We start from the raw sequence: 16,147 nt of genomic DNA, 5'->3' as shown, positions 1-16,147 counted from the left end.
CCTTTAATCGATACACTAATTAATTTACATGATACAGTGTATCATTAAAGAAATACACTAAAAACCCTTTCATGAAAAAAATTTCTGTTTCACATGAAACATTTTAAAAAAGCGCCTTTTTTCTATAAAAAACCCACCTTTTTATTCGTTTCTGTAAAAAGATTGAAACTCCTTGAAAAAAGGTTCTGTAGCCGATATAATGCAGAGAGGTTCAAGAATATATTAAAAGCGAGGAAAACAATTGATTACTGTTAATGATGTAAGTTTACAATTTCCAGATCGTAAACTTTTTGAAGAAGTGAATATTAAATTTACTCCTGGCAACTGTTACGGCTTAATCGGCGCAAACGGTGCAGGAAAATCAACGTTTCTTAAAATTTTATCAGGTGAGATTCAACCGACAACTGGCGTGGTTTCAATGGGTCCTAATGAGCGACTAGCAACGCTGAAACAAAATCACTTTGACTACGAAGACTACACTGTTTTAGAAACTGTAATTATGGGACATAAACGTCTTTACGAAGTAATGAAAGAAAAAGATGCTATCTATATGAAAGAAGATTTTTCAGATGAAGATGGGATTCGTGCCGCAGAACTAGAAGGCGAATTTGCTGAACTTGACGGTTGGGAAGCAGAACCTGAAGCAGCTGTTTTACTCCAAGGGCTAAACATTCCAGAAGAATTACATGATCAAAAAATGAGCGAATTAACAGCTGGTCAAAAAGTCAAAGTATTATTAGCTCAATCTCTTTTTGGTAAACCAGATGTCTTACTATTAGACGAGCCGACAAATGGTTTAGACACCCGCTCAATCAATTGGTTAGAAGAATTTTTAATCAACTTTGAAAATACCGTTATCGTGGTTTCCCATGACCGTCATTTCCTAAACAAAGTCTGCACTCACATGGCAGATTTAGACTTTAGTAAAATCAAACTTTACGTTGGTAACTATGATTTCTGGTTGGAATCAAGCCAACTAGCGACAAAATTGCAAGCACAATCTAATGCCAAAAAAGAAGAACAAATCAAAGAATTACAAGACTTTATCGCTCGTTTTAGCGCCAATGCCTCAAAATCAAAACAAGCAACGTCTCGTAAAAAAATGTTAGATAAAATTACCTTAGATGACATTCAACCTTCCTCTCGTCGTTATCCATTCGTTGGTTTTACACCAGAACGTGAAATCGGCAATGACTTATTACAAGTTGAAAATGTCTCTGTAACGATTGATGGCAAAAAAATCTTAGATAATATCTCGTTCAACTTAACAAAAGATGATAAAGTGGCATTCATCGCTGACTCAGATATTACAACGACTACGTTATTCAAAGTGATTATGGGCGAAATTACTCCCGATACAGGTTCTGTTCGTTGGGGCGTTACAACTAGCCAAGCTTATTTACCAAAAGACAACAGCAAAGACTTTGAAGAGCCATTAACCATTTTAGATTGGTTACGTCAATTTGCTGGTAAAGAAGAAGATGACAATACGTTCTTACGTAGTTTCTTAGGTCGGATGTTATTCTCTGGTGAAGAGGTACTAAAACCAGTCAATGTTCTTTCCGGAGGCGAAAAAGTGCGTGTCATGCTTTCAAAATTAATGCTTTCTAAAGCCAATGTCTTGGTTTTAGATGATCCAACGAACCACTTAGACTTAGAATCAATCACTGCATTAAATGATGGGTTGATGGCTTTCACTGGTTCAATTCTTTTTGCTTCACATGACCACCAATTTATCCAAACATTAGCGAACCGAATTATTGCTGTTTCTGATAAAGGGGTTATTGATCGGGCAGAAACAACCTATGATGAATTCTTGGAAAACCCAGAAATTCAAAAACAAATGGACGTTTTATTCAGTTCAGATTATTAAAAAATGAGGTCGGGACAGAAGCGTTTAACTCCGAGAAATAAGAAGGAATTTCCGAAAATTGTTCTATAATTTTTGGAGAATTTCGGCTTATTTCCGAAGGACCTTCAACTCTTAGAGCTTTAGCTCTTAGAAGTTGTTGAGATCGGAGCAACGCGTAGTGTTGCTTCTGTTCCCGCCGTTTATCAATTTTTAAGCCTGGGACAAAAATCCAAAGTGATTTTTGTCCCAGGCTCATTTTTTATTTTCTTTTTTCACCAAAAGAAAACACAGCAATACAACCTATTCCGGTATGACTAGTAATGGTGGGTCCTAGAGGATAAATCAGTATCTCATTAACTTCTATTTCTTTTTCAATTAATTCTTTGACTTTTTCCGCGTCATCTTTCGTTCCCGCATATGCAATCAACAGTGTTTGTTTCATTGGCTCTACAATGCCTTGAATCGTTTCTTGCGCAATCTTTTGCAAGGACTTGTTTCGTCCACGAGTTTTACCAACGGATGCTAGTTTGCCTGCCGCATCCACGCGAATAATTGGTTTAATGTTCATTAAGCCACCAAGTGCTGCCGCTGTTTTAGAAATCCGTCCGCCACGTTCTAAATGTTTTAAATCATCTACCGTTACCCACGAGTGAAGTTTCATTTTTTGCTCTTCAAGATAGGCAACAACTTCTCCTAATGAATGACCATCTGTTTGTAATCGAATGGCTTCTCGGACTAACATCCCTTGACCTAAGCTAGCTGCTTTTGTGTCAATAATATGAATTTCTACATTATCATACTCTTCTTTTAACATCTCTACTGATTGCAACGCACTTTGATAAGAGCCACTTAACCCAGATGAAAAAGCTAAATAAATCACCGGTAACCCTTGCTCCACAAAAGGACGGAAAAATTCATTGTAGCGTCCTACATTAACTTGAGAGGTAGTGGGCATACTTCCATTTTTAATAGCCGTTAAGAAGTTCTGATAATCAAACGTTTCACCTAAATCATCGCGATATTCTTTCCCGTCAATTTGAATATTCATGCTAATAAAAGGTACTTGGTTTTCTTTTAAGTATGTATACGGCAAGTCACAACAAGAATCTGTCACTAATTGATAATTCACGGACAATTGCCCCCTTCATGTTTTCTTTTATTTTACCATAGTTTTTCATTTTTATATAAAATTAAAAAAGAACGTAAAGGCTGAACTGGCATAAGCCATCCTTTACGTTCCCTTAAAAATCTGCTTAAATTTGTGCCCAAACGCTTTCTAAAACGTTCGTTTGGTTACGGTCTGGACCTACAGAGAATGTTGAAATGCGCACACCAACTAATTCTGAAATCCGATGCACATAGTTACGAGCATTAGCTGGTAAATCAGCTAAAGTTTTGCAACCAGTGATATCTTCAGACCAACCTGGTAATTCTTCATAAACTGGTTTACAGCGGCTTAATTCTTTCAAGCTTGCTGGATAATGATAAATTAATTCACCATCAAGTTCATAAGCTGTACAAATTTTCACCGTTTCTAAACCACTTAACACGTCAATCGAGTTTAATGACAAGTTTGTAATCCCTGATACACGTTTTGAATGACGCATAACTACTGAATCAAACCAGCCGACACGACGCGGACGTCCTGTTGTTGTTCCGTATTCTTTACCGACACGACGAATGATTTCTCCTGTTTCATCAAATAATTCTGTTGGGAATGGGCCGTCACCGACACGTGAAGTGTACGCTTTGCAGACACCAACCACTTTATTAATTTTTGATGGACCAACGCCACTACCGATAGTTACGCCACCAGCTACTGGATTAGAGGAAGTAACAAATGGATAGGTTCCTTGATCGATATCCAACATGACACCTTGTGCCCCTTCAAATAAAACCCGTTTTCCAGCATCTAATGCATCGTTTAAAATAACCGAAGTATCTGTAACATATTGTTTAATTTGTTGTCCGTATTCATAGTATTCTTCAAAAATATCATCAAATTCAATGGCTTCGCTATCAAACATTTTAACGAATTGACGATTTTTTTCTTCTAAGTTAATTTGCAAACGTTCCGCAAAAATTTCTTTATCCAATAAATCAGCGATACGGATTCCCACCCGTGCTGCTTTATCCATGTAGGCTGGGCCAATTCCTTTAATCGTTGTCCCAATCTTGTTTTCACCTTTCGCATCTTCTTGCAATTGATCCAATTTAATATGATACGGCAAGATGACATGAGCACGATCTGAAATACGTAAATTATCAGTGGCAACATTATTTTCTTTTAAATAAGCTAATTCTTTTACTAAAGATTTTGGATTCACAACTACGCCGTTACCAATTACACTAATTTTTTCTTTATAGAAAATCCCTGAAGGAATTAAATGTAATTTATACGTTACGCCGTCGAATTTAATGGTATGTCCGGCGTTATCTCCGCCTTGGTAACGAGCGATCACTTCTGCGTTTTCACTTAGAAAGTCTGTAATTTTTCCTTTACCTTCGTCGCCCCATTGCGTTCCAACAACTACTACTGATGACATTCGAACACCTCGTTCATAATTTTTTTGTCCTGAATCATTGTACCAGTAAAACCAGTCCCTTTCAAGGGTAAAAATCGAATATTCTTTCACAATTAAAAGCGTTTCTGTCAAAAATACGAACATTTTTAGTTATGTTTTTGTAAAATAATAAAATATACGAATATTGTTCGTGTTTTACTCTCTGATTTTAATCCCTTAATAAGCAAAAAAACGAACTCAAAAAATGAGTTCGTTTTTTAAAATTCTGTCCTCGGCGAAAGCGAAGAAAATTTATTATATTCTTTAATGAAAAGTAATTCGACCGTTCCACGCGCACCACTACGGTTTTTCTCAATGATGACTTCTACAACATTGTCAACTTCTGGTGGCTCATGATCGCCGTCTTCTCCTTCACCACGATCGTAGTAATCATCACGATAAAGAAAGGCAACGATATCGGCATCTTGCTCAATGGAACCTGACTCACGAATATCACTTAACACAGGACGTTTATCTTGACGTTGTTCCACGCCACGAGAAAGCTGTGACAAAGCGATAACCGGGACTTTTAATTCTTTCGCTAATTTTTTTAATTGACGTGAAATATCAGAAACCTCCTGTTGGCGGTTCTCTTTTCCAGTTCCTTCAATCAATTGTAGGTAGTCGATCAAAATTAGACCTAAGTTGCCTTTTTCTTGTGCTAATTTACGACATTTCGCACGAATTTCGGTAATTTTAATCCCTGGTGTGTCATCAATATAGATATTCGCACGGGACAAACTACCCATCGCAATAATTAAGTTTTGCCATTCTTCTTCAGATAATTGCCCTGTTCTTAAATGGCTGGCCTCAATGGATCCTTCTGCACAAAGCATCCGGTTCACTAATGATTCTGCCCCCATTTCTAAACTAAAAATAGCGACAGCTTTATCTGTTTTGGTGCCGACATTTTGGGCAATATTTAATGCAAAAGCGGTTTTCCCTACCGCTGGACGGGCCGCTAAAATAATTAGCTCTTCCGCTTGCAAGCCAGCAGTCATTTTATCCAATGCTTGATAGCCTGTAGGTAAACCAGTAATCTCTTCATCATTTTGGTATAATTGGTCAATATTCGCAATAGTTGTATTTAGAACATCTGAAATTGATAAAAAGCCACTACGATTCCGCTTTTCGGAGACTTCTAAAATGCTTCGTTCTGCATCATCCAAAATAGATTCAACATCTTCACCTTGCTCAAAGCCTTTAGTTACAATCTCTGTAGCGGTTTGGATTAAGTTGCGCAGCAACGATTTTTGTTCAACAATTTTTGCATAATAAATGACATTGGCAGCTGTCGGCACAGCTAAAGCTAAATCTGACAGATAACTTAGTCCACCAACATCTTCTAACAAATTCTCTTGTTCTAGGCGATCTTTGATTGTTACCACATCAATCGCTTCATTTCGGTCGCTTAAGGTCATCATCGTTTGGAAAATCAACTGATGACTACGACGATAGAAATCTTTAGGTTCCACATATTCCATCGCTTCTATTAGCACATCTGCATCTAAGAAAATAGAACCTAAAACGGCTTGTTCCGCTTCAATATTTTGTGGCGGTACCCTATCTTGCAATAATTCATTCATTTTGTTCTCTCCCACGATGTCTTACTTTCTGGTTCATTTAGTCTATCCATTTTAACACAATTTCATTAAAAAAAGTACATTTTTTCTCTGCTGATTTCTCTATTTTTAGTTCACTTTCCAATTTTAAAAAATACACAACTAATAAAAATATAATACTTCCGTTAATTTAAAGTGTTATTCATTTTATTTTAAAAAAAACAATAAAAATAAACCTGGTAATTTATTTGGCATAAAAAAGAAGCCGGAGAAATCGGCTTCTTTTTTATCGATTGTATCATTCCGCTACGACATGAACCTTAATTTTCGCTGTAACTTCATGATGTAGTTTGACTGGTACGTTAGTGTAACCTAGAGAACGAATTGGGTTGGCTAATTCGATTTTGCGTTTATCCAATTTTACATTGTATTGTTTGTTTAAGGCTTCTGCAATTTGTTTTGAAGGAATTGAGCCAAATAAACGGCTGTCTTCTCCAGCTTTTGCCTTGATCTCTACAACAGTCTTTTCATCTTCTAAAAAGGCTTGCATTTCTTTTGCTTGTGCTAAAACTTCTGCTTCATGTTTTTCTTGGGCTTTCTTTTGACCCGCTAACGCACTCATGCTCCCTTTATTGGCTTCTTTCGCATAACCATTTTTAATTAAAAAGTTTTGGGCGTAACCAGTTGGCACTTCTTTTACGTCCCCTTTTTTTCCTTTTCCTTTAACGTCTTGTAAAAAAATGACTTTCATTTCCTTCACTCCTGTTCATACATTTCATTAATATTTTGACGAATTACATCAAGTAGTTGCTCTTTTACTTCTGCTACTGTTACGTTTGATAATTGTACTGCCGCATTAGTAAAGTGACCGCCACCACCTAAATTTTCCATAATAATTTGGACATTAATTGAACCATTACTCCGAGCACTAATGCCAATCTGTTGATCCGTCCGCTTGGTAATGACAAATGCTGCATTAATCCCTGCCATAGAAAGTAATGTGTCCGCTGTTTTGGCAGCTGTGACACTATCATATTCTTTGTCTTCACTCCCTGCAACAACGACGGTATCTTTTGTGACATATTCGCTTTTAGAGATTAAGTTGTTCATTTCCAGATAGCTTGTAAGATCAGAACTTAATAGATATTGTACTAAAGATGAGTCTGCTCCACAAGTTCGTAAATAACTAGCCACATCAAATGTTCGCGCCGTCGTTCGTGTATTGAAACTTTTCGTATCAACCACAATTCCCGCCAACATCATGGTTGCTTCAAAGGCCTGCAGTTTATTTGCGCTATTACTTTGGTATTCGATCAATTCTGTGACTAATTCTGAAGCAGAAGAGGCAGAAGATTCAATATAAGAAAGCAAGGGTTTTGCTGGAAATTCGTCTCCTCGTCGATGGTGATCAATGATTACTACTTTATCAAAACGCTCATAGAGCTCTTGTGAGATCGATAGAGACGGTTTATGGTAATCTACCATAACTAATAAGCTACTTTCTTTCTTGCGCTTCATGGCCTCTTTAGGACTAATAATGCGCTCTTCTAATTCTGGGTACTCTTTAATCGCCTCTAACACTCTTTTGACATCGGGAATGATTTCATTTTCATCTAAAACAATCCACGCTTTTCGATTATTAAACGAGGCTAAACGAGCAACACCAAATGCTGAACCTAACGCATCCATATCTGGATAACGATGGCCCATAATATAGATGTCAGCAGATTCCGCAATAATTCCCTTAATTGCCATGCTCATTGCGCGAGAACGTACTTGGGAACGTTTCGTCGTTACTGCCGTTTTTCCACCAAAAAATAACGGCTTCGCTTCATCTTTGGCTTCTTTTACAACCACTTGATCGCCGCCACGTACTAAAGCTGTATCTAGGTTTGTTTGAGCCGTGGTCCCGGTTTGATCTAAGGTTGGCCCCCCATAAGCAATCCCCATACTTAACGTAATGGCTACTTCATGGTTAGCTGATTCCTTACGGATCGTATCCAAAATAGAAAATTTTTCGTCCATCATTTTTTGAATATCTTCCCATTGGGCAATGAAAAAATAACGTTCTGCGTTGATTCGCTTATAAAAAACTTTGTATTGGTCCATCCAATCAGAAACCATCGTCGTAATGAAACTATTCAAATAAGAAATTTCTTTCTCATCCATTGTATCGGTGACATCATCATAATTATCGACAGACACAATGCCAATAGCCGTTTGCATTTCGACTTTTTCTTGATACAAATTACTTTCTTTAGTGATATCTTCAAAAGTAATTGTATGTTGTTCTTTATTGACGCTAAAGCGATAGGTATTTTCGTCAATCGTAAAAATATCTTGGTTTCGTTCTGCTAATTCTAAATAAGACGTAACTTGGCTAGCGGTTAACGTTAGCTGATTGTCTTTATTAAAAATAGAAGCAGCATAAGGATTAAGCCATTCTACCGCGCGTGTTTCCCCGTTATACGTAATAATCCCCACAGGTACTTCATTCACAACATAATCCAACGATTGTTCAGCAATGGAACTTGCTTCTTGAATCTTTTCTACGTTTGTAATTTCTACATCTCTAATCAACAGCCGAATAACCACTAAGAGAAAGATATCTAATGCGATAATTACCGCCAATAGCAGCCATTTATTTGTTAGTAAGAAATAGAGGAGAAATTCTACTAAGAGAAGACCCACAACAATTAAGAAACCGTTTTTTTGAATTCTCTTCTTTTGCATTTTTTTTGCCTCCAATCTTTCTGCAGACCTTTGAGGCGACTTGTTCCAACGAGCATATTGCTCTGGTGATTCACTAGTTATTTCATCCCTTATTTTATCACAAAACACTTCATTCTGCGAACCTTGTTATGTTTCACGTGAAACACTAGTCAAGATAAAAAAGAACCAAAGAGCAAGCTCTTTGGTTCTGGAAATTGTCATAAAATTATTGTTCGTCACTAACGAATGGTAATAATCCCATGATACGTGCGCGTTTAATAGCAATCGTTAATTTACGTTGGTTTTTAGCGCCAGTACCTGTAACACGACGTGGTAAAATTTTGCCACGTTCTGAAATGAATCGTTTTAACAATTCAGTATCTTTATAGTCGATGTATTCGATGTGGTTTGCTGCGATATAGTCGACTTTCCGACGTTTACGTCCGCCTCTTCTTTGTTGTGCCATTCTTGTTCCCTCCTATCAAATTCGTTTAGAATGGTAAATCATCATCTGAAATGTCGATAGATGAACCTGAGCCACCAAATGGATCAGAATCTTTATCGAAATCAGGCATACCGTTATTGTTTTGCGACTGAGAAGATGATGGATTGAAACTATTGTTGTTGTTATTAAATCCAGAACCGGCATTGTTATTACCAAAGCTACGATTTTGTGATTGATAACCATTTTCGTTGTTATTAAAGCTACCGCCGCCAGTTCCTCTTTGTTCTGAAGCAGAACGAGATTCTAACAATTGGAAGTTTTCACAAACCACTTCAGTTACGTAGACACGTTGACCTTGTTGGTTCTCGTAGTTACGAGTTTGAATTCTTCCGACAACACCTAATAATGTACCTTTACGGGCATAATTAGCCATTGTTTCTGCGGGTTTACGCCAAATCACACAGTTGATAAAGTCTGCTTCACGGTCACCATTTTGATTCGTAAAGTTACGGTTTACAGCAAGTGTAAAGGTCGCAACAGCTGAACCACTAGCGGTGTAACGTAAGTCAGGATCTTTTGTCAATCTTCCGACTAATACAACGTTATTAATCATTCAAAACATCTCCTTTCGTCAATAAATGTTTCATGTGAAACAAATTATGCTTCTACCTTCACGATCATATGACGGATAATATCGTCATTGATTTTTGCTAAACGATCAAACTCGTTGATTGCGCCAGCTGTTGATGGAGAAGTAACATTAACGATATGATAGATGCCTTCACGGAATCCGTTCATTTCATATGCTAAGCGGCGTTTTTCCCAATCTTTAGATTCGATAACTTCTGCTCCGTTATCTTTTAAGATTGTGTCGAAACGTTCTACTAAAGCAGTTTTTGCTTCTTCATCAATGTTCGGACGAATAATGTACATGATTTCGTACTTCGTATCTTGACTCATTGATTTTCACCTCCCTATGGACTTCAAGGCTCTTAGTTGGCTAAGAGCAAGGAGAACATACCTAAAAAGGTAGTTCACAATCTCTAATTATATGCTAATTGATGGACAAAAGCAAGAAATAGTTTTGAAAAGCCCCAATAAAAAAGTTTCGCCAACTGGCGAAACTTTTTTATGTTATTCTTCTGTTTCTGATGTTGTTTCGTTTTCTGTTGTTTCTACAACTTCAACAATTTCTTCTTCCACTTCTTCTGGTTCTACAACGGCCATTGTTACCACTTTGGCACCATCTTCCATTCTCATTAAACGAACCCCTAATGTTGCGCGTCCTGTTTGAGAAACAGAATCTACGTTAAAGCGGATAATGACGCCTTTGTTCGTAATCAACAAGATATCTTCATCCCCATTGACCGTGGTTAAACCAGCTAATGGACCATTTTTCTCAGTGATATTTGCTGTCTTAATCCCTTTACCGCCACGTCCTTTAACTGGATATTCAGAAGCTTTTGTACGCTTACCATAACCATTTTCAGTAATGACTAGGACTTCTTTATTTTCATCCAGAATCGCTGCGCCGACCACATAATCATTTTCGCGGAGACGGATTCCCCGAACGCCTGATGCTGTCCGGCCCATATCACGTACAGTATTTTCATCAAACGTGACAGAGTATCCTGCATGTGTTCCGATAATCATCTTCTGATTGCCATTAGTCGTTACCACGTTAACTAACTCATCATCTTCTTTTAAGCTAATGGCGATTAATCCATTACTACGGATATTAGAAAAGGCTGTTACGGCTGTCCGTTTGACGGTTCCTTTTAAGGTTGTGAAGAACAAGTATTTACCTGCTTCCGCTTTGCCCTCAACAGAAATAATCGCTTGAATTTTTTCTGCAGAATCAATTCCCAGTAAGTTAATCACTGGAATTCCTTTTGCTGTTCTACCGTATTCAGGGATTTCGTAACCTTTTGCTCGGTAAACTTTCCCAGTGTTCGTAAAGAATAATAACGTGTCGTGTGTTGAACAAGAAACTAGGTTTTTCACGAAATCATCATCATGAACGCCCATCCCTTGGACACCACGTCCACCGCGGCGTTGCGCCCGGAATTCGGAGTTTGCCATCCGCTTAATGTAGCCGTTATTGGTTAACGTAATCACGACTTCTTCTTCTTCGATTAAATCTTCATCTTCAAGACTTAAGACTTCACCTACTAATAATTCTGTGCGTCGTGCATCACCAAATTTTGTGCGAACGTCATTTAACTCTGTTTTAATGATTTCAATGACGCGTTCTGGGCGGGCTAAAATGTCCTCTAAGTCCGCAATGAATTTCAATAGCTCTTGATATTCATTTTCAATTTTGTCGCGTTCTAAGCCTGTTAAACGGCGTAAACGCATATCTAAAATCGCTTGCGCTTGACGATCTGAAAATTCAAAGCGTTCAATTAACGTTGCTTTTGCTTCGTCATCTGATTGTGATCCACGGATAATGGCAATGATTTCATCGATATGATCTAAGGCAATTCGTAGACCTTCTAAAATATGCGCCCGTGCTTCTGCTTTGTTTTTGTCAAAAATCGTCCGGCGAGTAATGACTTCTTTTTGGTGCTCGACGTAATTTTCTAAAATACGTTTCAAGCTTAAAATTTTCGGTACGCCTTTTTCAATGGCTAACATGTTAAAACCAAAAGATGTTTGTAAGGCAGTCATTTTGTACAAGTTGTTTAACACAACAGAGGCACTCACATCTCGACGAACATCGATGACGATCCGCATGCCTTCACGAGAAGATTCATCTCGCAAATCAGTAATTCCTTCAATTCGTTTATCTCTGTGTAATTCAGAAATTCGTTCGATTAATTTGGCTTTATTCACCATATAAGGCAATTCAGTTACTAAAATACGTTCTTTTCCATTCGGCATTTCAGTCAATTCAACTTTTGCACGAACAGTAATCGAACCTTTCCCTGTTTCATATGCTCGGCGAATCCCTGATTTCCCCATCACTAAACCGCCTGTTGGAAAATCTGGTCCAGGTAACACTTCCATCAATTCATTCGTCGTTACATCAGGATTGTCCATCAATAAACTTGTTGCATCAATCACTTCACTTAAATTGTGTGGTGGAATATTTGTTGCCATCCCCACCGCAATCCCCGTTGTTCCGTTAACTAGTAAGTTTGGAAAACGAGCAGGTAAAACTACTGGTTCTTGTTCTGAATCATCATAGTTTCCTTGGAAATCGACTGTATTTTTGTTAATATCTCGTAGCATTTCTAAAGCAATTTTACTCATACGTGCTTCGGTATAACGCATAGCGGCAGCGCCGTCACCATCGACAGAACCGAAGTTTCCGTGGCCGTCAACTAACATAGCCCGATAACTAAAAGGTTGTGCCATCCGCACCATTGATTCGTAAATCGCACTGTCCCCATGGGGGTGATATTTACCCATAACATCCCCAACAATCCGGGCTGATTTTTTGTGTGGTTTATCAGGGGTTACCCCTAATTCGTTCATTCCATATAAGATTCGGCGATGAACAGGTTTTAAACCGTCACGAACGTCAGGTAACGCGCGGGCTACGATAACACTCATTGCGTAGTCAATGAAAGATTCTTTCATTTCGCTGGTCAGATTGACGTCTTGAATGTTTTCTTTAATTTCTTCACTCATGAATTTTTTCCCCTCTAAATATATGTTCTAGCGTCTCTTACAACGTTGCGACACATTAAATATCCAAGTTTTTCACGTAATGGGCATTTTCTTCGATAAACGCACGACGTGGTTCCACACGATCGCCCATTAGCATTTCAAAAATTTGGTCAGCTTCAATGGCATCATCGACACTCACTCGCGCCATTAATCGTTTTTCTGGGTCCATTGTTGTTTCCCAAAGTTGGTGATCATCCATTTCACCCAAACCTTTGTAACGTTGAACACTTGGTTTTGGTGAAGCAGGTAATTCTTCTAACACTTTTGCTAGTTCCTCTTCAGCATGTTTGCCCGGTTGAACGTAGGTGATGTTTTTCCCTTGTTTCACACCATATAGTGGTGGTTGGGCAATATACACATAACCAGCTTCAACAATTGGACGCATGAAGCGATAGAACAAGGTTAATAACAACGTTCGAATATGCGCACCATCGACATCGGCATCGGTCATAATCACTAGTTTGTGATAACGTGCTTTAGAAACATCGAAATCTTCGCCGAAGCCTGTTCCCATAGCTGTAAATAATGACCGAATTTCTTCATTGGCTAAAATTTTATCCATGCTGGCTTTCTCAACATTCAAGATTTTCCCACGAATTGGTAAAATGGCTTGGAATTCACGGCTACGTCCTTGTTTTGCTGAACCGCCTGCCGAGTCTCCTTCGACGATAAATAATTCGCATTTTTCCGGATCTTTACTTGAGCAATCAGCCAGCTTCCCTGGCAAGTTGCTAATTTCTAACGCGCCTTTACGACGGGTGACTTCACGGGCTCTTTTAGCGGCTAAACGAGCTTTTGAGGCCAACATACCTTTTTCGACAATTTGTTTGCCGACTGTTGGATTTTCCATTAAGAATTTTGTAAAGTATTCTGAGAATAAACGATCCGTAACGGTCCGTACTTCTGAGTTCCCTAATTTCGTTTTGGTTTGTCCTTCAAATTGAGGATCTGGATGTTTGATGGAAACCACTGCGGTTAAACCTTCACGAACATCTTCCCCAGTTAATTTTTCATCGTTTTCTTTCATCAATTTTTGTTTACGTGCATAGTCATTAATCACACGTGTTAAAGAAGTTTTAAAACCAGATTCATGCGTTCCGCCTTCATAAGTATGAATATTGTTGGCAAAACTTAAAATATTTGAGTGGTAGCCATCTGTATACTGCATTGACACTTCCACTGTAATATCTTGTTGCTCTCCTTCAATGAAGATTGGCTCTGGGAAAATAACGTCTTTATTGGCATTTAAATGCTCAACATAACTCTTAATCCCGCCTTCATAGTGATACTCTTTTTTATCTTCTTGTCCTTCACGACGGTCTTCAATTGAAATGTGTAAGCCTCGATTTAAAAAGGCTAATTCACGAACCCGTGTTGCTAATTTATCAAAATCATAAACGGTTGTTTCTGTAAAAATTTCAGGATCTGGAATAAAGTGAACAGTAGTTCCGTGACGATCCGTTTCTTCGATAACTTTTAGGTCATCAACAACCGCACCACGACGATATTCTTGGTAATACACTTTGCCATCTTTATAAACACGAACATCTAAACTGGTCGATAAAGCATTAACAACAGAGGAACCAACACCGTGCAAGCCACCTGATACTTTATAGCCGCCACCGCCAAATTTCCCGCCGGCATGTAGCACTGTAAACACTGTTTCCACAGCTGGGCGACCTGTTTTGGCTTGAATCCCGACTGGAATTCCACGACCATCATCGATAACAGTAATACTATCGTCTGGTTCGATAATTACTTGAATTGATTTAGCAAATCCTGCTAAGGCTTCGTCGATAGAGTTGTCAACGATTTCCCATACTAAGTGGTGTAACCCTTCGCCACTAGTAGAACCTATGTACATACCAGGACGTTTCCGGACAGCTTCTAAGCCCTCCAAAACTTGAATCTGACTAGCGTCATATTCTTGCGCACGTTCTCTCATGTTTTTTTCTTCTTCTGTCATGTCGCTGAATTCCTTTCTATCTTGCCTTGTTGAACATAAAAAATATCTGGTTCAACTGTTAGCTTGTCTTTTATGTGATCTAAACTAGTTGTCGTTAAGAACGTTTGAACTTTGCCTTCAATCGTTTCTAACAAGTGAATTTGACGTTCATTATCTAATTCACTCATGACATCATCTAGTAATAACACAGGATATTCTCCTGTTTCTGAATGCATCAAATCAATCTCTGCCAATTTAATACTTAAAGCTGTCGTTCGCTGTTGACCTTGTGAGCCATACGTTTGAACATTTTGACCATTGACAATAAATAGCAAATCGTCACGATGAGGGCCTAAAAAAGTATTCGCTTTAAACAATTCACGCTTACGATTGTTCATTAATTGTTGGAGCAATTGATTTTGAAGTGCTTCTAAGGAAAGATCCGTGTTGTCAATTGGGATGCTTGATGCGTAGTCAATGGTGAGCGTTTCGCGTCCATGACTAATTTTTTGATGGAGTAAGTTTGCCCAGTGTTCTAATTTTTTAAGAAAACCTAACCGAGCGTATAGAACTTTCCCGCCAAATTCAGCTAGCTGCTCTGTCAAAATATCCAGATAAACAGTATCTGTTTGTTTTTTTTCAGCTAGTTGTTTTAGGTATTGGTTCCGTTGCTTTAAAACAGACTGATATTGGACAAGATCATAAAGATAAATAGGACTCACTTGTCCGAGTTCCATGTCAATAAATTTCCGGCGGACTTGAGGTGAGCCTTTCACCAAAGATAAATCTTCTGGGGCAAATAAAATAACATTCAGTTGCCCAATGTACGCACTGAGCCTTTTTTGCTCAATGTGGTTAACCTTGGTTTTACGTCCTTTGTTGGAAATTAAAATTTCCAACGGCACGGTGCCTGTCTTTTTTTCAACCACACCGCTAATTTTAGCTGCTGCTTGTTCCCAGCCAATTAATTCTTTTTCATTGCTGGTTCGATGACTTCGTGTCATTGCTAGAACATAAATGCTTTCTAACAAGTTGGTTTTTCCTTGGGCGTTTTCGCCTAAAAAAAGATTTAACGTTTTTGGAAAATCTAAGCTGACTGTTTCATAATTACGATAATGCTGAAGTGTCAGCTCATTCAGCCGCATCGTCGGACTCGTTTCCGTTTTTCACCATAAAAAAAGTACCTTCTTCAGGTATCTCAATCATCATGCCCGCATAAAGTTTCCGTCCGCGACGATTTTCCAACTCGCCATCAACAAACACGCTATTATCTGCCAAATACCATTTGGCTTGGCCGCCACTACCAATGACGTTGATTTCTTTAAGAAACTGACCAAGCGTTATATACTCAGTTGCTAAAACAAACGTTTTTTTCAATGTGCATCCCTCTTT

13 protein-coding genes are annotated in these 16,147 nt (G+C 38.3%); 1 reads left to right on the top strand and 12 read right to left on the bottom strand.

What is annotated here, in order from left to right; genetic code table 11:
- Positions 1-241 precede the first annotated feature (241 nt).
- Positions 242-1,873, top strand: a complete 1,632-nt coding sequence (locus tag IGI80_RS03630; protein ID WP_002359215.1) for an ABC-F family ATP-binding cassette domain-containing protein — start codon at positions 242-244, stop codon at positions 1,871-1,873.
- A gap of 238 nt (positions 1,874-2,111) precedes the next feature.
- On the opposite strand, the gene IGI80_RS03625 is transcribed toward IGI80_RS03630, so the two are convergent.
- The 12 genes from IGI80_RS03625 to yaaA all read right to left on the bottom strand — a co-directional run bounded on the left by IGI80_RS03625 (position 2,112) and on the right by yaaA (position 16,132).
- Positions 2,112-2,981: a DegV family protein gene (locus IGI80_RS03625; RefSeq protein WP_002359214.1), complete on the bottom strand. Its 870-nt coding sequence runs from the start codon at positions 2,979-2,981 to the stop codon at positions 2,112-2,114.
- A 124-nt stretch (positions 2,982-3,105) separates the two neighbouring features.
- Positions 3,106-4,398: an adenylosuccinate synthase gene (locus IGI80_RS03620; RefSeq protein ID WP_438723403.1), complete on the bottom strand. Its 1,293-nt coding sequence runs from the start codon at positions 4,396-4,398 to the stop codon at positions 3,106-3,108.
- Positions 4,399-4,634: 236 nt separating this feature from the next.
- On the bottom strand, positions 4,635-6,002 hold the full coding sequence (gene dnaB / locus IGI80_RS03615; protein ID WP_002381331.1) for a replicative DNA helicase: 1,368 nt from the start codon (positions 6,000-6,002) through the stop codon (positions 4,635-4,637).
- A gap of 274 nt (positions 6,003-6,276) precedes the next feature.
- Positions 6,277-6,729: a 50S ribosomal protein L9 gene (rplI, locus tag IGI80_RS03610; protein WP_002356023.1), complete on the bottom strand. Its 453-nt coding sequence runs from the start codon at positions 6,727-6,729 to the stop codon at positions 6,277-6,279.
- Positions 6,730-6,734: 5 nt separating this feature from the next.
- Complete coding sequence (locus IGI80_RS03605) at positions 6,735-8,711, bottom strand: DHH family phosphoesterase (protein WP_002356022.1); 1,977 nt, start codon at positions 8,709-8,711, stop codon at positions 6,735-6,737.
- A 205-nt stretch (positions 8,712-8,916) separates the two neighbouring features.
- A complete protein-coding gene (gene rpsR / locus IGI80_RS03600; RefSeq protein WP_002356021.1) occupies positions 8,917-9,156 on the bottom strand; it encodes a 30S ribosomal protein S18 in 240 nt (79 codons plus the stop codon).
- 25 nt (positions 9,157-9,181) lie between these two features.
- A complete protein-coding gene (gene ssb, locus IGI80_RS03595) occupies positions 9,182-9,748 on the bottom strand; it encodes a single-stranded DNA-binding protein (protein WP_002364599.1) in 567 nt (188 codons plus the stop codon).
- A gap of 44 nt (positions 9,749-9,792) precedes the next feature.
- Positions 9,793-10,095 (bottom strand): 30S ribosomal protein S6, encoded by a 303-nt coding sequence (gene rpsF, locus IGI80_RS03590; RefSeq protein WP_002356019.1) that lies wholly within the window; start codon positions 10,093-10,095, stop codon positions 9,793-9,795.
- Positions 10,096-10,269: 174 nt separating this feature from the next.
- On the bottom strand, positions 10,270-12,771 hold the full coding sequence (gene gyrA / locus IGI80_RS03585) for a DNA gyrase subunit A (protein ID WP_002361457.1): 2,502 nt from the start codon (positions 12,769-12,771) through the stop codon (positions 10,270-10,272).
- A gap of 55 nt (positions 12,772-12,826) precedes the next feature.
- Entirely contained in the window at positions 12,827-14,776 is a 1,950-nt protein-coding gene (gyrB, locus tag IGI80_RS03580) for a DNA topoisomerase (ATP-hydrolyzing) subunit B (RefSeq protein WP_002359210.1), read from the bottom strand.
- Positions 14,773-15,900 carry a DNA replication/repair protein RecF gene (gene recF, locus IGI80_RS03575; protein ID WP_002356016.1) on the bottom strand — a complete coding sequence of 376 codons (1,128 nt, stop codon included), beginning with the start codon at positions 15,898-15,900 and terminating at the stop codon, positions 14,773-14,775. The genes gyrB and recF overlap by 4 nt, the downstream gene beginning before the upstream one ends.
- Positions 15,887-16,132, bottom strand: a complete 246-nt coding sequence (gene yaaA / locus IGI80_RS03570) for a S4 domain-containing protein YaaA (protein WP_002356015.1) — start codon at positions 16,130-16,132, stop codon at positions 15,887-15,889. The genes recF and yaaA overlap by 14 nt, the downstream gene beginning before the upstream one ends.
- Between the last annotated feature and the right edge of the window lie 15 nt (positions 16,133-16,147).

It is taken from the genome of Enterococcus sp. DIV1420a, from assembly GCF_051712165.1.
Lineage (GTDB): Bacteria > Bacillota > Bacilli > Lactobacillales > Enterococcaceae > Enterococcus > Enterococcus faecalis.
The sequence above is the reverse complement of the archived record's forward strand: the minus strand, read 5'-3'. Positions and strand labels throughout refer to the sequence as shown.